This is a genomic window from Saccharopolyspora sp. NPDC049357 (assembly GCF_040677225.1).
GTDB lineage: Bacteria > Actinomycetota > Actinomycetes > Mycobacteriales > Pseudonocardiaceae > Saccharopolyspora.
Map to the genome: position 1 here is coordinate 22761 of NZ_JBFAQJ010000024.1, position 21602 is coordinate 44362.

20 protein-coding genes are annotated in these 21602 nt (G+C 69.8%); 16 read left to right on the top strand and 4 right to left on the bottom strand.

The window, feature by feature from the left end; translation table 11 throughout:
* Positions 1-164 precede the first annotated feature (164 nt).
* Positions 165-968 (bottom strand): alpha/beta hydrolase, encoded by an 804-nt coding sequence (locus AB0J91_RS20210; RefSeq protein WP_363870970.1) that lies wholly within the window; start codon positions 966-968, stop codon positions 165-167.
* 319 nt (positions 969-1287) lie between these two features.
* On the opposite strand from AB0J91_RS20210, the gene AB0J91_RS20215 reads away from it, so the two are divergent.
* The 4 genes from AB0J91_RS20215 to AB0J91_RS20230 all read left to right on the top strand — a co-directional run bounded on the left by AB0J91_RS20215 (position 1288) and on the right by AB0J91_RS20230 (position 6906).
* Positions 1288-2100 (top strand): IclR family transcriptional regulator, encoded by an 813-nt coding sequence (locus AB0J91_RS20215; protein WP_363870973.1) that lies wholly within the window; start codon positions 1288-1290, stop codon positions 2098-2100.
* A gap of 141 nt (positions 2101-2241) precedes the next feature.
* Positions 2242-3765 (top strand): AMP-binding protein, encoded by a 1524-nt coding sequence (locus tag AB0J91_RS20220; protein ID WP_363871157.1) that lies wholly within the window; start codon positions 2242-2244, stop codon positions 3763-3765.
* Between the two features lie 77 nt (positions 3766-3842).
* Positions 3843-6128: a CoA transferase gene (locus tag AB0J91_RS20225; protein WP_363870976.1), complete on the top strand. Its 2286-nt coding sequence runs from the start codon at positions 3843-3845 to the stop codon at positions 6126-6128.
* Between the two features lie 10 nt (positions 6129-6138).
* Positions 6139-6906, top strand: coding sequence for an enoyl-CoA hydratase-related protein (locus AB0J91_RS20230; RefSeq protein ID WP_363870979.1), 768 nt, complete (start codon positions 6139-6141; stop codon positions 6904-6906).
* Positions 6907-6944: 38 nt separating this feature from the next.
* Here AB0J91_RS20230 and AB0J91_RS20235 read toward each other — a convergent pair whose 3' ends face one another.
* Positions 6945-7280, bottom strand: a complete 336-nt coding sequence (locus AB0J91_RS20235; RefSeq protein WP_363870982.1) for a 4Fe-4S binding protein — start codon at positions 7278-7280, stop codon at positions 6945-6947.
* A 17-nt stretch (positions 7281-7297) separates the two neighbouring features.
* Entirely contained in the window at positions 7298-8281 is a 984-nt protein-coding gene (locus tag AB0J91_RS20240) for an NAD(P)/FAD-dependent oxidoreductase (protein ID WP_363870985.1), read from the bottom strand.
* Positions 8282-8506: 225 nt separating this feature from the next.
* Between AB0J91_RS20240 and AB0J91_RS20245 the strand changes: the two genes are divergently transcribed.
* The 11 genes from AB0J91_RS20245 (at position 8507) to AB0J91_RS20295 (ending at position 18758) form a co-directional block, all read left to right on the top strand.
* On the top strand, positions 8507-9730 hold the full coding sequence (locus AB0J91_RS20245) for a Rieske 2Fe-2S domain-containing protein (RefSeq protein WP_363870988.1): 1224 nt from the start codon (positions 8507-8509) through the stop codon (positions 9728-9730).
* Entirely contained in the window at positions 9730-10662 is a 933-nt protein-coding gene (locus tag AB0J91_RS20250; RefSeq protein ID WP_363870991.1) for a hypothetical protein, read from the top strand. Before AB0J91_RS20245 ends, AB0J91_RS20250 begins: the two co-directional genes overlap by 1 nt.
* Positions 10659-11954 carry a peptidase dimerization domain-containing protein gene (locus AB0J91_RS20255; RefSeq protein WP_363870994.1) on the top strand — a complete coding sequence of 432 codons (1296 nt, stop codon included), beginning with the start codon at positions 10659-10661 and terminating at the stop codon, positions 11952-11954. Before AB0J91_RS20250 ends, AB0J91_RS20255 begins: the two co-directional genes overlap by 4 nt.
* Positions 11951-12817, top strand: a complete 867-nt coding sequence (locus AB0J91_RS20260; protein ID WP_363870997.1) for an alpha/beta hydrolase — start codon at positions 11951-11953, stop codon at positions 12815-12817. Before AB0J91_RS20255 ends, AB0J91_RS20260 begins: the two co-directional genes overlap by 4 nt.
* 106 nt (positions 12818-12923) lie before the next feature.
* Entirely contained in the window at positions 12924-13787 is an 864-nt protein-coding gene (locus AB0J91_RS20265) for an alpha/beta hydrolase (protein WP_363870999.1), read from the top strand.
* On the top strand, positions 13787-14740 hold the full coding sequence (locus AB0J91_RS20270) for a zinc-binding dehydrogenase (RefSeq protein WP_363871002.1): 954 nt from the start codon (positions 13787-13789) through the stop codon (positions 14738-14740). The genes AB0J91_RS20265 and AB0J91_RS20270 overlap by 1 nt, the downstream gene beginning before the upstream one ends.
* A 124-nt stretch (positions 14741-14864) precedes the next feature.
* Complete coding sequence (locus tag AB0J91_RS20275; protein WP_363871005.1) at positions 14865-15650, top strand: IclR family transcriptional regulator; 786 nt, start codon at positions 14865-14867, stop codon at positions 15648-15650.
* Positions 15651-15783: 133 nt separating this feature from the next.
* On the top strand, positions 15784-16605 hold the full coding sequence (locus AB0J91_RS20280) for a fumarylacetoacetate hydrolase family protein (RefSeq protein WP_363871008.1): 822 nt from the start codon (positions 15784-15786) through the stop codon (positions 16603-16605).
* Positions 16602-17564 carry an acetaldehyde dehydrogenase (acetylating) gene (locus AB0J91_RS20285; protein ID WP_363871011.1) on the top strand — a complete coding sequence of 321 codons (963 nt, stop codon included), beginning with the start codon at positions 16602-16604 and terminating at the stop codon, positions 17562-17564. Before AB0J91_RS20280 ends, AB0J91_RS20285 begins: the two co-directional genes overlap by 4 nt.
* Entirely contained in the window at positions 17561-18577 is a 1017-nt protein-coding gene (gene dmpG / locus AB0J91_RS20290; protein ID WP_363871014.1) for a 4-hydroxy-2-oxovalerate aldolase, read from the top strand. Before AB0J91_RS20285 ends, dmpG begins: the two co-directional genes overlap by 4 nt.
* A gap of 58 nt (positions 18578-18635) precedes the next feature.
* Positions 18636-18758 (top strand): hypothetical protein, encoded by a 123-nt coding sequence (locus tag AB0J91_RS20295; RefSeq protein ID WP_363871017.1) that lies wholly within the window; start codon positions 18636-18638, stop codon positions 18756-18758.
* Positions 18759-19058: 300 nt separating this feature from the next.
* On the opposite strand, the gene AB0J91_RS20300 is transcribed toward AB0J91_RS20295, so the two are convergent.
* Positions 19059-19646, bottom strand: a complete 588-nt coding sequence (locus AB0J91_RS20300) for a CGNR zinc finger domain-containing protein (RefSeq protein WP_363871020.1) — start codon at positions 19644-19646, stop codon at positions 19059-19061.
* A 60-nt stretch (positions 19647-19706) separates the two neighbouring features.
* On the opposite strand from AB0J91_RS20300, the gene AB0J91_RS20305 reads away from it, so the two are divergent.
* On the top strand, positions 19707-20945 hold the full coding sequence (locus AB0J91_RS20305) for an MFS transporter (protein ID WP_363871023.1): 1239 nt from the start codon (positions 19707-19709) through the stop codon (positions 20943-20945).
* Positions 20946-21602: the final 657 nt, after the last annotated feature.

Consider the following 21602-nt stretch of genomic DNA (forward strand, 5'->3'; position numbering starts at 1 on the left):
CTTGTTCGAAGGACTCCCGTGCGGTTCCGCGCGAGTTGCGCGCACGGGCGTTCTCAGGTTCCACAGGAGACGTTTTCGTCCGTCCACAGTGCACTAAGCGCAAGGTCGGTCTGCCTTTCACCATGTCTCCTCGGTAGCGTGTTGAGGCGAAGCGAGCGCACGGGTCAACGGGCGAACCGCCGCAAGAACGGGAGCACCGCGGCCGCCACGTCGCCCGGCCTGTCCTCCATGAGCGCAACCGTCCCGCCCGCTATCACCGCCTGGCGCACGGACTCGGCCGCAGTCAGGTGCCGCGCCAAGGGGTCCAGCGCGGGAAGGGAGAACGGATCGCCGTCCGCGCCGAGCAGCAGAACCGGAGCCCGCACGCTTCCGATCCGGTGCTCCATTTCGTAACGCGCGCAGGCGAGGTGGCCTTCTCTCGGGTCGAGGTCCGGGGCGAGGGCGTCTCGGACGAATCGATCGAGCAGGGCCGTCGCCCTAGGCGGGTAGTACGGGCGCCGTTGCTCCCACCACGCGACCAGGTGTCCGCCGCCGGGATCGCGTGGGGCGTCGTCCACCCCGGGCCCCTCCGCGTGAGACGTACGGTAGGCGGAATCCGCCCAGGGTGTCGAGGACAGCACCACTGCGGTGACCTGGTCGGGTCTCGCTGCGGCGATCTCGATCGCGACCGCGCCACCCGTGTGGTGACCGAGGATCGCCGTCTGCTCCACGCCCAGCGCCGCCAAAGCGGCAACAGCGCCCCGGGCGTAGTCCTCGATGCGTTGCGGCCTCGGCAGCGGTGTGCTGTTGCCGAACCCCGGCATGTCGATCGCGATCACGCGATGGCCGTCGGCCAGCACCGGCAGCAGCTCCCGGAATTCATCCAGCGAACGCGGAGTCTGGTGCAGGAGGAGCACGGCCGGGCCAGTGCCCTGCTCCGCGTAGTGCACCTGCCCGCCGGGCACCGGGACGTACCCGAACGTCACCACTGGCCCACCACGGTTGTTCCCGCGAAGGCGATGTTGTGCGGCCCCGAGAGGAAAGCGACCGCGGCGGCTCGCCGCGCTCCGGCCATGAACGGAACTGTCGTCGTCACCATCGACCTCCACCGAGCTTGTGATCGGACTCGCGACGCCGCGAGCAGTGCGTGGGAGTGTTCGCCGTCCAGGCCTGCCGGGCCTACGTTCGCAGTCCGCCCACCGGACCCCGATAGGAAACTCCTGGTAACAGCGCGGTGGCCAGTGCTGGACTTGGATCTCGACGCCTGGTGATAATCACGGCCCGTTCCCCGACCGCCGAGGAGGCGCCATGACGTCAGCGGATGGCGGGCCCCCGAGCTCCGTGCTCGGCAAAGCGCAACTGCTGCTCGGCGCGTTCGAATCGGGCGCCTACCAGCTGGGACTCACCGATCTGAGCCGCCGCTCCGGCGTGCCGAAGGCGACCGCCTACCGGTTGGCGCAGGAGCTGACCGAGTGGGGGCTGCTGGAGCGGCACGGGGACTGCTACCAGCTGGGGATGAGGCTGTTCGAACTCGGTCAGCGGGCGTCGGCCTCGGCGGTGTTGCGGTCGGTGGCCCGTCCGGCGCTGGCCGACTTGTTCGCGGCCACGCGCGCCACGATCCACCTGGCCGTGCTCGACGGCGACCACGTGCTGTTCCTGGAGAAGATCGCCGGAGAGGCCAACATCCACTCGCACTCGCGGATCGGCGGCCGACTCCCCGCGCCGGGCACCGCGACCGGGAAGGTGCTGCTGGCCGGGGCCGCAGACCTGCAGGACCACCTCGACCGGCTGAACCGGACGGGCCTGACCCACTTGACGTCGCGGACCGTTCCTTCCGTCGATGAGCTGCGCAAACAGCTGGCGGTGGTCCGGGCGAAGGGCCACGCGGTCGAGTTCGAGGAGACCATGCCGGGAGTGGGGAGCATCGCGGTGCCGATCGTCGGGGCCGACGGAACGACCCGTGCGGCGGTCTCGACCACGGCTCCGCTGAAGCGGCTCGTTCCGCAGCGACTGCTGCCCGAGCTCCGCTCGGCAGCCGCCTCGATCGCACGTGCTCTCGACCAGGTCATGCTGACGGCCGCGGACGTCTCCAGCATCCCGGCCGCGCGCATCGCCGGCTGAGCGGGCGCGGTCCGCTGAGCGGGCCGCTTCCTTGTTCGCAGCGCCAGGCCGCCGCGACGGTGACCACGTCGAACCCGTCGCGGAGGGAGCACGACCCTGAACGAGGAGCTTGCGGGTGACCGCGAAGGAACCCTGATCGATCTGCTCGACCGCCGCGCCCGGGAGGACCCGGACGCCGAGCTCGTGCGCTTCGACGACGGAGCGCGGCTGCTGGTGGGCGAGTTGGAGGTGGGATCGCGCCGCATCGCGGCGAAGCTGCCGGTCCCGCGCGGCAGCCGGGTGCTGACCTGTCTGCGTCCTGGCCGCGAGGCCACCGAGTTGATGTTCGGCCTGGCTCGCCGGGGGCTGGTGGAGGTGCCCTTGGCGCTGGACGTCTCCCGTTCGACCGCCGAAGCGCTCCGGGCCGCGGTCGGCGCGGATCTGCTGGTGGTCGGCACGTCCGCGCTCGCTGGAAATCCGGCTCTCGACGCCCTCCTGCGGTCCGTGCCGCGTTCTGTGCTGGTGCACGAGGGCGCCCCCGCCGGCGTGGACCACCCGCTGCTCGACGAGCTGCCGGACTCGCACTTCCACGACCTGCCGCCCGGACCGGAGGACGTGCTCGCGGTGCTGTCCACATCGGGTACCACCGGCCGGGTCAAGGCAGCCGAGCTGCCGCACCGCGCGGCACTGCGGCACGCCCACCGCGTGTCGGCGACCATGCGGTACGCGCCGGGCGACGTCCTGCTGAACGTGTTCCCGTGGAACCACGTCAACGTCAGGCACACCGCTGTGCTCCCAGCACTGATCACCGGCGCGAGGCTGGTGGCCCACGGGCGGTTCTCCGCGTCGCGCTTCTGGGACGTCTGCCGGGGCGAAGGGGTCACGGCGTTCAACTTCATGGGCGCGATGTTGGCGATCCTGGATCGCCGGGAGCCCACCGACCGGGATCGACATCACGCCGTGCGCCTCGCCTACGGGGCACCCGCGCCGGTCGAACTGGCCCGCCGATTCCACGACCGGTTCGGCGTGCGGGCGCTGGAGGCCTACGCGAGCACCGAACTCGGCGACGTCGCGACCAACACCCCGCAGGACTGGCGTCCCGGCACTGCTGGCCGCGTGGTGGCCGAGTACGAGGTCGCGGTGCTCGATCCTTCCGGGCGGCGCCTTCCGCCAGGGCGGACCGGGCAGATCGCCGCGCGCCCGCGGCAGCCGGGCATGATGTTCCGACGCTACGCCGGCGACCCGGCGGCGACGGCCTCCGTCTTGCGCGATGGCTGGTTCCACACCGGTGATCAGGGATACCTCGATGAGGACGGTTACCTGACCTTCGCCGGTCGGCGCTCGGACGTCGTCCGGCGCCGCGGGGAGAACATCTCGACCTGGGAGGTCGAGCAGGTGGTGCGGTCCCTGCCGGGCGTCGTGGACGCGGCCGCCATCGGGGTCGCTTCGGAGCTGACGGACGAGGAGCTCCTCGTCGTGGCCCTCGCTGCCGATCCGAGCATCGACGGGCGCTCGGTGTGGGAGTGGTGCCGCGAGCGGTTGCCACGTCACGCGGTGCCCCGCTACGTGCGCATCGCGCCGGAACTGCCCCGCAACGGCAACGGCAAGGTGGTCAAGTCGCGGATTCCCACGCAGGTCGATCCGTCCACTTGGGACGCCGATCGTTCTGGAAACCCGGTCCGTTGAGCAGACCTAGGTCCGCCACCGCCCCGCGGTCCGCGCCTACGGTTGACCCACGTTCCGGCGTCACACCAGGAGGAAATGTGGTTCTGCAGCCCGCACCGCTGCGCGTACTCGACCTCACCGATGAGCTCGCCCGCCAAGGAGCGCGGTTGCTGGTCGGGCTGGGGGCCGACCTCGTGCGCATCGATCCGGACGCATCGCTGGACGAGCCTGCCCGGTTGCACTGGCACGCGGGCAAGACCTGGGTGCGCGCGGACGCCGATGGCCTCGACGAACTCGCGCGGAACGCGGACGTGATCCTGGAGAGCGGCCCGGTCGCGCAGCTGCGCGGCATCCGCGCGGATGGATCCTCGCGGTGGCCGGACGCGGTCCACGTGGTCGTCACCCCGTTCGGTCTCACCGGACCGCGCCGGGACTGGACCGGCGATGATCTCGTGCTCGCATCGGCAGGGGGCATGACCTGGCTCGGTGGCCGGCGCGGCGGCCAGCCGAAACCACCGCCTCGCGAGCAGGCCTGCCAGCTCGCCGGTGCCCACGCGGCCATGGCCGCGCTGCTCGGCGTGCTCGCGGGCGATCGTGCCGGCACCGGTCAGCTGATCGAGGTCTCCGCCCAGGAAGCCGTGGCCGCCAGTCTGGAGACGGCAGCGATCTCCTGGGTTCACGCGGGCCGATTCCCGAGCCGCACCGGAGGTGTTTACGAGCACGTCGCGCACCGGATCTTCGCCGCCGCCGACGGGTACGTGGCAGGTGGCTACTCGGGCAGCGAGCGCATGTGGACCGATCTGCTCGCCTGGCTGGCCGAGGAGGGGGAGGCAGCGGACCTGGTCGATGGCCGGTTCAGCGATCAGGTCGTGCGCTGGTCGGAGCGGGCGCACGTCGACGAGGTGATCGCCCGGTTCGTGGCGAAGCGCACCGCGCGGGAGATCGCCGAGCAGGGCCGGGCGCGTTCCCTTCCGTGGGCGGAGGTGACGGCACCCGCTCGGCTGGTGGACAACCCGCAGCTGCGCGACCGCAGGTTCTTCGTCTCGGTCGACGGCGTGGAGGACGCGGGCTTCCCGTGGGACGCGCCGGGCCTTCCACGTCCGGTCGGCCTGCGCGCGCTGACCGAGAAACCGCAGGCGGAGGCGCGGAGCACCCCGCGTCCGCGAGGTCGTGGAACCTCGCGGAGCTCGAACGTCGGCGGGGGCGCCCTCGCGGGAGTGCGGGTGCTCGACCTCACGTGGGTGCTGGCCGGTCCCTACGCGACCAAGATCCTCGCCGAGCACGGAGCCGAGGTCATCAAGGTCGAGTCGAAGCATCGGCACGACCCGACCCGGTTCTCCCCGTCGATGCGGTTGCGGCCCGGGGCCGGTCCGGACGAGTCCGGCTACTTCCTGAACTACAACCGCGGGAAGCGGAGCGTCGCGCTGAACCTGCGCACCGAGGAAGGCCAGCGCATCCTGCGGGAGCTGGCGTCCCGATGCGACGTCGTCGTGGAGAACTTCAGCCCCGGTGTGCTGGCGAAGTGGGGCCTGGACCACGAGTCCCTTCGCGAGCTCAACCCGCGCGCGATCCTCGTGTCGATGTCCGGAGTGGGACACACCGGCCCGTGGCGCAAGGCGGTGACCTTCGCCGACACGCTCGCTGCGATGTCCGGGCTGTCGAGCGAGACCCGAGACCCCGGCGAAGCACCGCAAGGGCTCGTGTTCGGGCTGGGCGACATCGTGGCGGCCAACGCCGCGGTCCTCGGCGCATTGGACCTGCTGACCCGCGGGCACGGCGGTCACGTCGATCTGTCGCAGCTCGAGGCGATGGCGGCCACGATGGGGCCTGCAGTGCTGGACCACGGGGACGTCGACCCGCGCACGGCGGAACACCCGAACCGCTCGAAGCACGCGGTCCCGCACGGCGTCTACCCGGCCGCGGGCGACGATCGCTGGGTCGCGATCTCGGTCCGCAGCGACGACCAGTGGCAGGTCCTGCGAAACCTGGCCGGACTCCCAGACCGCGGCGGTGTCGACCAACGACGGGCCTTCGAGGACGAGATCGACACCGCACTGGCTGAGTGGACCCGCCACCACGACGCGGCCGAGTTGGCGGCCAGCCTGCAGGCGGCCGGGGTGGCAGCCGCAGTGGTGGCCACCGGCCGCGATCTGGTGGAAACCGACGAACACCTCCGAGCACGCGACTTCTACCAGAGCCTGGACCACCCGCTCGTCGGCCCGGTGCTGCACGAGGGCATCGTCGCTCGGCTGTCCGCGACTCCGGGCGCGCTGTCCTCCCCCGCTCCCCTGCTGGGGCAGGACACCGCTGCGGTGCTGACCGAACTGCTCGACATCGACGAGGACACGCTGGCGGCCCTCGCCGCCGCAGGTGTCACGGAGTGAGAGGAAAGCGATGCCGGTACTGAACATCACCCACGAGGGGCCGGTGGCGACGATCCGAATCGATCGTCCCCCGGCCAACGCCGTCGATCCGAGCATGATCGGCGAGTTCCTCGACGTGCTGCCACCGATCGCGGCTGATCCCTCGATCCGGTGCGTGGTCATCACCGGCACCGGGCGGTTCTTCGTCGCAGGTGCCGACATCGGCGTCATGCGCGACCTCTCGGAAGCCAACCAGGCGGAGATGCGCAGGTGGATCGAGGTGCAGCGGGTCATCGAACTGGCCCCGAAGCCGGTGGTCGCCGCGATGAACGGGCACGCGCTCGGTGGCGGAGCCGAGTTGTCCCTGGCCTGCGACGTGCGAATCCTGTCCGCGAAGGCGACCTTCGGGTTCCCGGAGATGGGCGTAGGCCTGTTCCCCGGGGCCGGCGGCAGCCAGCGGCTTCCCAGGCTCGTCGGACCGCACCTGGCGAAGCGGCTGATGATCGAGGGCCGACGTCTGCCGGCGGCGCGCGCGTGGGAGCTGGGCCTGGTGGACCGGGTTGTGCCGGCGGACGAGTTCGATGCCGCAGTGGCGGCCGAAGCGCACGAGCTGGCCGCCAAACCGACGACCGCGATCGGGCTGCTGAAGCGGATCGTCGACGAGGGGCATGGCCTGCCGATCGAGCAGGCTCTGCAGCACGAGGAGAAGGCCGTCTTCGAACTGATGCGCACCGCCGACGCCGCCGAAGGCCTGCAAGCCTTCCTCGACGGTCGTCCGCCGGAGTTCACCGGACGGTGAACAAGGGAGCGGCGCCGGGATTCCCGGCGCCGCTCTCGTCAGTACCCGGCCACGAGTGGCGTGTCCACACCGAGTTCACCCACCTTGCCCGCCCCGCCGGGGTTTCCCAGCGGGGCTTGCCTGCCGGGCAGCGGCTCTTCGAAGAACGCGATCGAATCAGCGACGAACTGCGCCTTGCCCTCGTCCGAGCGCGCCTTGCGGTCCACGAAGATCGCATCGACCGGGCACTCCGGCTCGCAGGAGCCGCAATCGATGCACTCGCTGGCGTTGATGTAGCTCTTGCGGTCTCCGACGTAGATGCAGTCGACGGGGCAGACGTCGAGGCACGCGCGGTCGGTGACGTCGATGCAGTTGGCTCCGATGACGTAGGCCATGGTGATTCCCTTCGCTCTCAGGAGTTCTCGGTCGAATGACCGGGGAACAGGGACAGCTCCGGGTCGAGGGCGACCGCGGCGTTGTTGACCGCTGTCGCCACTTCTCCGAAGCCGACGGACATCAGGCGGACCTTGCCCTCGTACTCGGTGACGTCACCGGCCGCGTACACGCGGTCGAGGTTGGTGCGCATCCTCGTGTCGACCAGGATCGAGCGGCCGCGCGCCGTCAGGCCCCATTCGGCGAGCGGACCGAGGTCGCTGATGAACCCCAGCGCAGCGATGACGCTGTCCACCCCGAACACCTCGGGAGCGTCGCTTCCGCGCACGCGGATCTGCGCCGAGCGCAGCACGTCGTCGCCGGTCAGCGCCTCCACCTCGGCGTCGGTGACGATCCGGACCCCGCCTTCGGTGACGGCGGTGACGTTCGCGGCGTGCGCCCGGAAGGCCGAACGGCGGTGGACGAGCGTGACCGACTTGGCGATCGGGTTCAGCGCGAGTGCCCAGTCGACCGCGCTGTCGCCGCCACCCACCACGAGCACGTCCTGGTCGGCGTGCGCTTCGAGGTCGGTGACGAAGTAGCTCAGACCGCGGCCGAGGAACTCCTCGCCCGCGGGGAGCCGGCGCGGGGTGAAGGTGCCGATGCCCGCTGTGAGGATCACGGCGCCGGCGTCGATCACGTGCCCGTCGGCCAACGTCACCTCAGGGCGGCCGCCCGCACCGCGCGCCAACGAGACGGCCTGCTGGCCCAGCAGGTACTGCGGCCCGTACTCGTCCGCCTGTTCGAGCAGGGCCGCCACGAAGTCCCTGCCGCGAACACCGGGAAGCCCCGCCACGTCCCGGATCTCCTTCTCCGGGTAGAGCGCGGCGATCTGCCCGCCCGGCTGCGGAAGGGCATCGACGACAGTCGTGCGCAAACCGCGGAATCCCGCGCAGTACGCGCCGTAGAGGCCAGTGGGTCCGGCGCCGATCAGCAGGACGTCTGTGGTGGATGTTGCTGGCATGCAACGAACCTCCGTCGTGTTCGAAGTCTGTAGTGGACGGTCAACCGTCCGGGGATGAACGAAGGCTAGGTGTCGGCAACGGCCTCACGGCTCATCGCGGACCGGTGAGCGGAACAGCGCCCGAATCGCGGATCGGGGTCCGGTGAGCGGACCAACTCCGTTGGGCGTGGCCGAGCGCGGTGGTGGACTCCTCCGCAGCTTCGGCACAACGAACTTGGAGCGGTCATGAGCGTCAAGAACGGGGACGAGGTCTCCACCCCGCGCCGTCGGCCCCCGCGGGCGGACAGGCTTCCAGGTCGGCAGGACTGGTCGAGCTGGCCCCACTACCAGGCGGCGGCGTCGGGCTTCCGCGGTTACTGGTACCCGGTGGGCTACTCGTCGCGCTTCACCGCCAAACCCCGGCAGATCACGCTGCTCGGCGAGAAGATCGTCCTGGTCCGCGACGACGGCAAGGTCTACGCGCTGAAGGACAGGTGCCCGCACCGCGGAGTGCCGCTGTCCGAGGGGAACCGGCAGTTCCCCGGCACGATCTCGTGCCCCTACCACGGCTGGACCTTCGACCTCGCCACCGGAGATCTCAAGGCCGCGATCACCGACGGGCCGGAATCACCGATCTGCGGCAAGATCACCCAGCCGACTTACCCGGCCGAGGAACGGCTGGGCATGGTCTGGGTGTTCGTCGGCGAGGGCGAAGCGGCCCCGCCGATCGACGACCAGCTGCCGGAAGAGCTGGTCAGCAATGCCGCCGTGGTCGGGTCGCGGATTCAGCCGCGCGAGGGCAACTGGCGCTTCGCGTGCGAGAACGGCTACGACGAGGGGCACGCCAAGTACCTGCATCGCACCGCGCTGTGGCGGCTGTTCAAGCCGATGCCGGTCTGGAACGACACGCGCATCATCCAACGCGGCCGGTGGATCTACCGGGTGCAGGACAAGCAGTACTGGGAAGCCGATTTCCCCGGGCTGGGCCGCTGGAGCAGCCAGGCCTGGTACAAGATGAAGCCGCCGAAGCAGGTCGCCAACATCGGCAACACCAGCAGCCACCGCGAGACCGACCCGGTGATCGCGGCGCAGGAGTTCCCCGGATTCGCCTCGGTGAGCATGCCCGGTGTTCTGCGCATCGCCTACCCGACCTTCGTCCACTACGAGTTCTACGTGCCGGTCGACGCCGACAACCACCTCTACGTCGGGGTGATGGCCAGCTTCCAGCGCGGCCTCAGGACGCTGCCGTTCTACGCCAAGTACCTGGGCTTCATCCGATGGCTGTTCCACGGCCAGTTCTCCGCGCAGGACAAGTGGATGGTCGAGGTCACCGATGCCCCGCCGGAGAAGCTCTACCGCCCGGACGAATCGCTGCTGAAGTGGCGCAAGCTCGCCGAGGACACCTCCGAGGAGCGGGTCGAGCGGTTGCGCGCCCAAGGCATCAACCCGACGGTTCCGGAGGTGGACTGATGGCTCGGGTCGTGCTCGGCGTGGGGGCCTCCCACTCGACGCTGATGAACACGCACTGGGACAAGGTCGTGCACACCGACCGCGCCGAACGCTTCCGCGACGCCCTGCACGAGGCCCGGGAAGCGATCGCGCAGGCCGAGCCCGACATCGCGATCATCGTCGGCTCCAACCACTTCCGCGGGTTCTGGCTGGACATGATCCCGCCCTTCACCCTCGGCGTGGGCGAGGTGATCGGCGCGGGCGAGGCCAAGACACCCTCCGGCCCCCAGCTCACCGATCCCGCGTTCGCCCAGGGACTCGCCGAGGACCTCGTCGAGCGCGGCACCGAGGTGGCGATCTCCGCCCGGCTGCAGATCGACCACGGGCAGACCCACGCGATCCAGTACCTGCTGGAGGGCACCCAGGTGCCGGTGGTCCCCCTGGTCGTCAACGTCTTCGCCGCTCCGCTGCCGCGCCCCGACCGGTGCGCGGAGCTGGGCCGCAACATCACCGCCGCCATCGAGGCGCTGCCCGATGACCTCCGGGTCGTCGTGATCGCCTCGGGCGGCCTGTCGCACCAGCTCCCCTGGCCGGACGACTGGAGGGCACCCGAGGGGGCGGACGAAGAATTCCTGGTCGAGGCGTGGTTGAACGGCCGCGGCGACTGGGAGCGCTACGACGGCAGGCGCCGCGAGATCATCACGGCTGCCCGTCCCGTCCTGTTCCCGGATTTCGACGAGGCGTTCCTTGCCGACCTGGAACGCGGGGAGCTCGCGCGGTACGCGGAGATGACCGCCGGGGAGATCGGCGAGGTCGCAGGCAACGGCGGGCAGGAGCTGCGCACGTGGCTGGTCATGGCGGCCGCACTCGGATTCGCACCGGGCAAATCCTTGGCCTACTCCCCCATGCCGGAGTGGCTGACCGGGATGGGGGTGGCGGTGATCCGGCCATGACCTCCACCGAGGAGACGTTGTCCCGGCTGCTGGACTTCGCCACCGAGGACCGCTTGCGGCAAGCCGCACGAGCGGTGGCTGCGGTGCCGAGCCCGACAGGGCGGGAGGCGCCGCTCGCGCAGCTGCTCACCGAGCGAATGGCGACCGCCGGGATCGAGGCCACCACCCAGCACCTCGACGAGTTCCAGGCCAACGCCGTCGGCCGCCTGCGCGGGGCGGGCTCCGGCGCGGACCTGATGCTCTACGCCCCGATCGACACCCTCACCACCGGCCGGCCCGAACTCGACCTGCCCTGGGTCGGCTCGGAGCTGCGCCCGGACATGCGCCCGGAAGCACGCGACGAAGGACCGTTCGTGTCGGGGCTGGGGGCGAGCAACCCGAAGGGGCACGCCGCCTGCGTCCTGGTGCTCGCCGAGGCGCTGGCGAGCGTCCGCCCGGACCTGGCGGGCGATGTCGTCTTCGCGTTCGGCGCAGGAGGCATGCCGACCAACGCCATCGAGGCGCCCGGTTACCCGGCCCGCGCCAACACCGGCCACGGCGTGGGCTGCTCGTTCCTGCTCGAACGCGGCTGGCACACCGATTGCGCGGTGATCGCCAAACCCGGTGACTTCGTCGCCCACGACGAGGTCGGTCTGTGCTGGTTCGAGATCACCGTGCCCGGCATCCACACCTACGTCGGCAGCCGTCACCGCCTGCCCTACCGAAATCCGATCGTCACGGCGGGCGAAGTCGTGACGCGGCTGGAGAAGTGGCTCGCCGACTACCCGGTTCGCCACCGCACCGAGACCGCGGCACCGCAGGGCGTGATCGCTTCCATCGCCGGTGGCTGGGAGCGGATGCTCGCGGTGACCCCGGCGGCGTGCCGCATCCGGCTGGACCTCCGAATCGCACCGGGGCAATCCCCCCTCGCGGTCAAGCGCGAACTCACCGCCCACGTGGCGCGGCTGTCCCGCGATCTCGACAGCGAACTCGGGGTCGAGATGGTCCTGGCGATCCCCGGCACGAGCACCTCGCCGGATTCGCCGATCGTGCGCACCGCCGTCGAGGCGTGGGAACTCACCTCGGGCACGAGCCACGCGCCCGTGGCCGACAACAGCGGAGCCACCGACGCGAACATCCTCCGCGCACGCGGCATCCCGACCGCGCGCGTCGGGATGCCCAAGGTCACCTCGACCGAGTTCGACGTCGATTTCAGCCGCGGCATGAACACCGTCGACGTACGAGCGATGCGCCGCCTCTGCGAAGTGCTGGCGCGCATCACCCTGACAACCACGCGGAAGGAAGCACCGTGACCCCACCGCCCGAGAGCCGCTACGCCGATGGTGGCGGCGTCGAGTACCACTACCACGACCTCGGCACCGGGAACGACACCGTCTTCCTGCACGGCGGTGGTCCGGGATGCACGGCCTGGAGCGACTTCGGACCGGTCGCACCGCTTTTCGCATCCGACCGCCGCTGCCTGCTGGTGGACATCCACCAGTACGGCAAGTCCGCCAAGACCACCATCACCGGCCCGATGTGGGACCACCACGCGGCCAAGACGGTGGCGCTGCTCGACACCCTCGGCGTGCCACGAGCCGACTTCATCTGCAACTCGTGGGGCGGGACGATCGCGCTGAACCTCGCGGCCAAGTACCCGGATCGCGTCCGCTCGCTGGTGATCACCGGCAGCATGCCGGTCTTCCACGGTCCGCTCGCCCCGTTGCCGGAGGGCGGCCGCCGCGGACGCAACGCGCGCGATGCCTACTACGGCGGAGAGGGGCCCACCCGGGAGAAGATGCGGCACCTGATCACCACGCTCGAGTGGTACGACGGCACCGCACTCCCCGAGGAAACCCTGGATCTGCGGTACCAGCAGAGCCTCGACCCCGGCGAGCGGGCGCTGGCCGCCATGTCGGACTCCCCGCGCGGCGACTGGCAGGACCTCACCGAGGAACTCGGCCGGATCCAGGCACCGGTGCTGTTCGTCTGGGGCATGCACGACGCGTTCCTCACCCCGGACTACCCGCTGATGCTGGCCCGCATGGCTCCCAACGGAAACCTGCACGTCATGGACCACGTCTCGCACCACCCCCAGGAGGAACGCCCGCGCACCTACCACTCGGTGGTCAGCGGATTCCTCCGCTCCGTCGACGCTGGAGGAGCTGACGCATGAGATTCCTGCTCGCACTGTCCGCCGCAGCGGCCGCACTGGCCGCCCTGCGCAAGCTCGCCGCCCGCAGCAACACACAGGTACACCGCATCAACCAGGAGGAGCACTCGTGAGCATCTGGACCGAACTGGGCGCGATCGCGCACCGCCTCGAGTACGTCGACGCGGCCGGCGTGCCCACCCGCACGTTGCGGGCCGGGAACCCGAACGCCGAGGCCGTGGTGTTCCTGCACGGCACCAGCGGCCACCTCGAAGCCTTCGCGCGCAACTTCACCGCGCACGCCGACTACGACCTGCACGCCATCGACATGCTCGGCCACGGCTACACCGGCAAGCCCAACACCCCCTACGAGATCTCCGACTACGTCAAGCACCTGCTGGACTACTTCGACGCGGTCGGCATCGACAGCGCGCACATCGTCGGCGAATCGCTGGGCGGGTGGGTCGGAGCCCGCGCCGCGATCGACCACCCGGAGCGCGTGCTGAGCCTGCAGCTGCTGTGCGCCGGCGGGACCGTCGCCAGACCCGAGGTGATGGACCGGATCCGCACCAGCACCAAGAAGGCCGTCGCCACCGACGACATCGAACTGACCCGACAGCGCATGCGCCTGCTGATGGCCGACGACGCCGACGCCACCGAAGAGCTCGTCGAGGTCCGGCACGCGATCTACCACGCACCGGATTTCGTGGCCAACGTGGACAACCTGCTGTCGTTGCAGGACATGGAGCGGCGTCAGCGCAATCTGCTGCGCCCGGAACACCTGGCCCAGATCAGCCTGCCGACGCTGATCGTCTGGGGCAGGCAGAACCCGTTCGGCGAGGTGCCGGAGGCCTCGGCCATGCACGAGAACATCGCGGGGTCCCAGCTCGAACTGCTGGAGGAGTGCGGGCACTGGCCGCAGCACGAGCAGGCGGACCGCTACAACGCGCTGAGCCTGGAGTTCCTCCGCAAGGCCGGGAAGGCGGCCGCCTGATGCGGGCGGTGCGATTCCACGGCTGGGGACAGGACCCGGTTCTCGACGAGGTGGACGAGCCCACCCGAGACACCGGCCGCGTGCTGGTCCAGGTCCAGGCGGCCGCGGTGGCGCACCTGGACGCCACCGTGGCGAGCGGCAACTTCGAGCTCACACCCGAGCTGCCCTACATCGGCGGGGTCGAAGGTTCCGGTGTCGTCCTCGAATGCGACGAGGGCTCCGGTCTCGAACCCGGATGCCAGGTGATGCTGCGCGGCGGTGGGCTCGGCCTGCTGCGCGGCGGAACCTGGACCGAACGCGTCAGCGTGTCGCCCAAGGCCGTCACCCGCCTGGACAGCCCGCTGCCGCCCGAGGTCGCTGCGACGTTCTTCGTACCGGCCACGACCGCCTTCGTGGTGCTGCACGACGTCGCCCGCCTCGACGACGACGAGGAAGTCGTCGTGGTCGGTGCGGCGGGCGCGGTCGGCGCGATGGTCGCGCAGCAGGCGCTGCTCGCCGGGGCGAAGGTGACCGGTGTCGTGGGCCGAGAAGACCAGGTGGCCGACGTGCCCAACGGGGTCACCGCGTTGTGCCTCGACTCGCCCGAGGCCATCGACCGGCTGGCGGCCGAGCGCTCGACGTCGTTGCTGGTCGACACGTTGGGCGGAGAGGGCCTCGCGGAACGCGGTCGCTGGGTTCGCCCCGGCGGACGCGTGGTGGCGATCGGCTACGTGGCCGGTACCGATGTGCGGCTCCACCTGCCCTCGTGGTTGCTCGATGACGTCGCGCTGCTGCCGGTCAACATGATCCGGCGGGAACGCCGGGCTCATGAGGTGGCCGGCGAGCTCGTCGAGCAGCTGTCCGCGGGGCAGCTCCACATCGAAACCCAGCGGTACGGCCTCGCCGAGGCCGCAACCGCGCTGGCGGACCTGCGCGCCGGGAAGGTGCGCGGCCGGGCGGTCCTCGTTCCCTAGCCGGTCCGGTCAGCGGACCGGTCCGTTGGCCGGACCGCTCCGCTGACCGAGGATGGGGGTTCTCCCAGCTCCGCCGCCCGCGGCAGCGCAACCCGCGCAGCAGCCGCTGGACACTCTTGCACCGATGCGCAGTCTGGCAGGGACGAGCATGGCGATCACCGAGACGAACACCAGCAGCGTGCTCCACAAGGTCCAGCTCATCCTCGAGGCTTTCGGGCCGGAGGACGAGCACCTGAGCCTGACCGAGCTCTCCCGGCGGTCGGGAGTGGCGAAGGCGTCGGTTCACCGGCTCGCCCAAGAACTCCTGTGCTGGGGGCTGCTGGAGCGCCGCGGCACCGACTACTGGCTCGGCGTCAGGCTCTTCGAGATCGGCCAGCGCGTGCCCCGGCAGCGCATCCTCCGCGACGCCGCCCGACCGTACATGGAGGACCTCTACCAGGCGACGAACGAGACCATCCACCTCGCGATGCTCGATGGGCGGGAGGTGCTCTACCTGGAGAAGGTCTCCGGGCACAGCCAGGTCACCAAGCCGTCGCGGGTCGCCGGGCGGATGCCGCTGCACTGCACCGCCACCGGCAAGGTGCTGCTCGCCTTCGGGCCGCAGTCGTTGGTCGACGAGGTGATCGCCTGTCCGCTGGAACGAGTCACCCCGCACACGGTCGCCGCGCCCGGTTTGCTCCTGCAGGAACTCGTCAGGGCGCGGTCCACCGGACACGCCGTGGAGCACGAGCAGACCCGGCTCGGGTACCTCAGCGTGGCGATCCCGCTGGCCGGTGCGACGGGCGCGCTGATGGGCGCCCTGTCGATCACGGCACCGATCTACCGAGCCGATGAGGCGAAGTACGCCGGGTTGCTGAACATGGTCGGACGCAGGATTTCGCGCACCATCAGCACGTTCCGCCCCTCCTGACACGATCCGCCTCCAGCAACGCTCCGCTCGCACAGCCCTGCGGAGCTCCCCGGTCCGGTCATCGGAACGCCACCGTGGCCATCGGGTCCGCGGGGCTGCAGGCTCGATCGAAAACCCGAACCGGAGAAGGACAATGACAGGCCACACAACCACGGCCGAACGCAGCGCCGAGATCGACGCGGCCGCTGACCGACTCGAGACCGCCGCTCGCGACCGCGTGCCGTGCGAGCCGGTCCGCGACCTGCTCGGCACCACCGACATCGACATCGCCTACGCCGTGCAGCAACGCCTCAACGAACGGCGCATCGCCGGCGGGGCGGCGGTCGTCGGCCGCAAGATCGGGCTCACGTCACCCGCCGTTCAGCAGCAGATCGGTGTGGAACAGCCCGATTTCGGCGTGCTGTTCGACGACATGGACGTCTCAGCGCTTCCCGCGGTGCCCAGCCGGCAGCTGCTGCAGCCCAAGGCGGAGGCCGAGATCGCCTTCGTCCTCGGCGCGGACCTGGACACCGACGCCCTCGATCTGCGCACGGTGCGCGCGGCCGTGGACCACGCCGTCGCCGCGATCGAGATCGTCGACAGCCGCGTCGCGGACTGGGACATCCGGATCACCGACACCGTCGCCGACAACGCTTCCAGCGGCCTGTACGTGCTGGGCTCGCAGCAGGCCCGGTTGCAGGACTTCGAACCGCGTGAGGTCACCATGCAGCTGTTCGTCGACGACGAACCCGCCTCGCAGGGAACCGGAGCAGCCTGTCTCGGCGACCCGCTCAACGCGCTGTTGTGGCTGGCTCGAACGGCCTGGACCTTCGGTGCGCCGCTCCGGGCAGGTCAAGTGGTGCTCTCCGGTGCCCTCGGGCCCATGGTCCCCGCTCCCCCAGGTACCTCCGTCCGCGCGGAGATCTCCTCGCTCGGCTCCGTGACCGCCCACTTCTCCACCGAGGAACAGCGATGAACAAGACCAAGGTGGCCGTGATCGGCTCCGGCAACATCGGCACCGACCTGATGATCAAGGTCCTCCGCCTGTCGCCCATCCTCGAGATGGCCGCGATGGTCGGCATCGACCCGGCCTCCGACGGTCTCGCCCGGGCTCGCCGGCTCAAGGTCCCCACCACGCACGAGGGCGTCGACGGTCTCATCGCGATGGACGGCTTCGACGACATCGACATCGTCTTCGACGCCACCTCCGCAGCCGCGCACCGGGCCAACGCGGCGACACTCGCACCGCACGGCAAGAAGCTGATCGACCTGACACCGGCGGCGATCGGCCCGTACGTGGTGCCGCCCGTCAACCTCGACGAGCACCTCGACCGCGACGCCGACAACATCAACATGGTCACCTGCGGCGGGCAGGCCACCATCCCCATCGTGCACGCCATCGCACAGGTCACCCCCGTGCCCTACGCCGAGATCGTCGCCTCGATCTCCTCCCGCTCAGCGGGACCGGGCACCAGGGCGAACATCGACGAGTTCACCGAGACCACCGCAGCGGCGATCGAAACCGCGGGTGGCGCCCAGCGCGGCAAAGCCGTGATCATCCTCAACCCCGCGGAGCCACCGCTGATCATGCGCGACACGGTCTTCACGTTGATCGGCGACTCGGACCGCGCGGCGGTCGAGAACTCGATCAGAACCATGGTCGACCACGTCGCCGAATACGTCCCCGGCTACCGGCTCAAGCAGGACGTGCAGTTCACCCCGATCAACGCGGACGACCCCGTCCACACGCTGCTCCCCGACTGCGCGCCCACCGTCACCACCAAGGTGACGGTGTTCCTCGAGGTCGAGGGCGCCGCGCACTACCTGCCCTCCTACGCCGGCAACCTCGACATCATGACCTCCGCCGCGCTCCGCGCCGGCGAAGCCATCGCCCAACGCCTCACCGCACGAGCAGCATCAGGAGCGACCCGGTGAACGACGCAGTGAACCTCTACGTCCAAGACGTCACCCTGCGCGATGGCATGCACGCCGTGCGGCACCGCATCTCGCCGACCGACGTCGCTCGCATCGTCGCCGCCTTGGAGCAGGCGGGCGTGGACGCGATCGAGGTCGCCCACGGCGATGGTCTCGCCGGCGGCAGCCTCAACTACGGGCCCGGCTCGCACAGCGACTGGGAGTGGATCGAAGCCGCCGCCGAGCACGTCGATCAAGCCACGCTCACCACCCTCCTGCTGCCGGGCATCGGCACCATCGCCGAGCTTGAACGCGCCCACTCCCTGGGAGTTCGCTCGGTCCGCGTCGCCACGCACTGCACGGAAGCCGACGTCGCCGCACAACACATCGCCAAAGCCCGCGATCTCGGCATGGACGTCTCCGGCTTCCTCATGATGAGCCACATGGCCCCGGCGACGGCATTGGCGGAGCAGGCCAAGCTCATGGAGTCCTACGGCGCGCACTGCGTCTACGTCACCGACTCCGGCGGCCGGTTGACCATGGACGGCGTCCGCGAACGCGTGCGCGCCTACCGCGACGTGCTCGACCCGAACACCCAGATCGGCATCCACGCCCACGAGAACCTCTCGCTGTCGGTGGCCAACTCGGTCGTCGCCGTCGAGGAAGGCGTGCATCGCGTGGACGCCTCGCTCGCCGGTCACGGCGCAGGAGCGGGCAACTGCCCCATCGAGGCGTTCATCGCGGTGGCCAACATCAACGACTGGAAGCACCGCAGCGACCTCTTCGCGCTCCAGGACGCGGCCGACGACCTGATCCGACCACTGCAGGACCGCCCCGTCCGCGTCGACCGGGAGACCCTCACCCTCGGCTACGCCGGGGTCTACTCCAGCTTCCTGCGCCACGCCGAAGCAGCCTCGAAGCAGTACGGCATCGACGTGCGCAGCATCCTGCTCGAGGTCGGCCGCCGCGAACTGGTCGGCGGCCAGGAGGACATGATCGCCGACATCGCCCTGGACCTGACGACGAAGAGGTGATAGCCGCCCCCAGGAGCAGTTGCCGGTGCGCCCGCTGGGAGGCACCGGTAACGTCCGCTTGAGCGATGAGCTGATCGGCGTCGACCGGGACGAAAGCGGCGCGCACCTCGGCCATGCGCTCCTCACCCGTGAACAGCTGAGCCGCGGTCAGGGCCAGCAGCAGCGCGCCGTTGAGAGCTGAGCGAGCCCTACGCGTGAAACCCGTTGCCCCGCAGCAGTTGCACCGTCCACGGCGTGGGGCGGTGACTCGGTCGGCCTTGCTGTTGTGCCTGACGAGGTTCCTCCGCAGAGCCGTCCCACCATGCCGGTGTATCCGGCATCGCCACTGACACCTGTGTGATGACGTCGTTGATCGTGGCGTGTCGAAAACGCGCGACGTGAGCCTGATGCACAGGCTCTGAGACTTCTGCGACGCCAAGACGTCGACAGCGGTTCGCCCTAGGCCGAGCTGCGAGCACCACCCCTGTCAGATCATGACGGATCACCCACGGCGTTGTTGTCGACGCCGTTCGCTGAATTGGCGTTTCTTGGCGGCGGATCCGCAGGTGGCCATGGAGCACCAGGTACCCGACCGGTTCTTCGACGAGTCGTAGAAGACCCACCGGCAGGACTCATCACGGCACGCCTTGAGCCGGGACAGCGTGCCGTTCGAGTGCGCTACGACGGTGTCCGCCAGGAGGGTGCCGAGCGCGTGGTCGACGCCCTGCCGAGCAGCGGGCAAGAGTACCGTCCCGGCTTCGGTCCCGATTCTCACCCGCAGCGGGAGCGTCGCGGCCACCTCGTCGAGTCCGCGCAAGTCGTCGTCGGCGCCGCCGTCGCGAGCGAGCAGAGCACGCAGACCCTCGCGGACGACGATGGCACGCTCGACATCGGCTCGGCTGACGCGGGCGCGCTCCGACGTCAATCCACGGGTGCTCATCCAGTTCCGCAGCGCCGCGGGCGAGGACAACTCATCTCGGAACTGACCAGTGTCGCGGATGTTGATCCGTGTGTTGACGAAGTCCTGCACCCGGTCGAGCGGGGCCGGGGCGGCGGGGCGGTCCTCCGGCCGCTCGTAGCGGAGCTCCATGCCCCGATGTTACCAGCGAACACCGTTGACTGGTTACATGTGACCAGCTATACAGGATGAGTGGTCACAGCGGAGAGCAGCGACACCCACCTGGCCGGCACCGGCCTGAGGCGTGGTCTCGTGGTCATCGGAATCGTGCTCACCGCGCTGAGCCTGCGGTCCGCGGTCACCAGTCTCGGGGTCGTGCTGGACCAGGTGCGCGAATCACTGGAGATCAGCGCGACGCTGGCGGGCGTGATCACCGCGTTGCCGGTGATCTGCTTCGCCGGGTTCGGCGCGGTCGCCCCGGCTCTGTCCCGGCGCATCGGGGAACAGCAGGTGGTGCTCGTCGGGGTCATCGCGATCGTGGTCGGTTTGGGTGCCCGGGCCACCGCGGGCGAACCGCTGGGGTTCGTGGCGGGCAGCGTGCTCGCACTGGCGGGCATCGCTGTCGCCAACATCGTGCTTCCGTCCCTGATCAAGCGGCACTTCCCGCACCGAGTCGGCCTGATGATGGGCATCTACTCCATGAGCGCCGCAGCCAGTGTCGCGCTGCCCGCCGCAGTCACCGTTCCCCTCAGCGACGCGACCGGATATGGCTGGCGGGGCGGACTCGGGAGCTGGGCGGTCTTGGCCGCCGTGGCCGTGATCCCCTGGATGGTCCTGCTCAGCACCGGACACCACGGGACTTCCGCAGTGGAACATGATCAGCCCCGCGGCTGCTCGACCGCCGCTCTGTGGCGCAGTCGGACCGCGCTCAGCCTCACGGCGTTCTTCGGACTTCAGTCTCTCAACGCGTACGTGATGATGGGCTGGCTCCCAGCGATCCTGACCAGCGCCGGACTCACCTCGCGCAACGCGGCTCTGATGCTGTCGGTGTCGGCGTTGATCGCGATTCCCATCAGCCTCGCGTTGCCCCGAATCGCGACCCGGCGAGACAGCCAGCGCCGCTACGTCGTCGCCATAGTCGCGGGAGGGCTCGCCGGATACCTCGGTCTCCTCCTCGCGCCCGCCATCGCACCCCTGCTCTGGGTGATGCTGCTCGCCTCGCTGCACGGCGCGTTCCCGCTGGCAGTGACGCTGATCGCGCTCAGAGCCCGAGAACCCGCCACCGCGACACAGCTGTCCGGGTTCGTCCAAAGTGGCGGCTACGTCCTCGCAGCCCTGGGCCCCCTCGCCATCGGAGCGTTGAACGACCTGACGACGACCTGGACCGTGCCCCTCATCGTCCTGATCGCCACCTTGGTCCTCGAATTGATCGTCGGTCTCATCGCAGCCCAACCCCGCCACGTGGAGACCGAGCTCGCCACCGCGCGATGAGCCCCGAGGCGCGCAAAACCAACCGCCAAGCGTGCTCGACCCGGCGGAAGCAGTGTCATCGGCGGTGACCGAAAGCTGCTGCTGGGAACGGTGACGGTGAAGCGCACCGCTCCCCCGCGTGGCAACAACCGCGCAGACCGGGGATGCGCACGCGGGAGTGCGTCGCAGCCGGCACCACCGTGCTGATCCGCAGCAGGGCCTGCGCCAGGTTTCAGCAGATCAGACGGCTCACGCTTCATTGACTTATGCCTGCAACGGGCGTGTACTGAGGGTGCGGTGAATCGATTGAAAGGGTCGGTGAACCGAAGGGGCGATGGCGCGACAGCCCCGAAGGAATGCATGGTCCAACGTCAAGGACGTTCGTAGTCCTGAGCCTCGCCGGAAGTTCTGAAGCAGGCGGAGTTCAGAAGTGCGAAAGACGCTCGTCAAACTCGAGCTGGCGTTCCAGAAAGGGCCTCCGCAGCTGCGGAGGCCCTTTCATTTCTTCCTTCTCTGTCCTGACACAGGAATCCCATGATCTAGCCGCGGCACAAGGCCATCGAGTCGGTGTACCCGCCGCAGGTCCGCACAGGCCAGCGCGCGGCTGTCAGAAGGGCAGGAACACCCGGACTTCGAGATCGCCAGGTCCGCGAGCGGCATGATCTCCTCACAGCATCA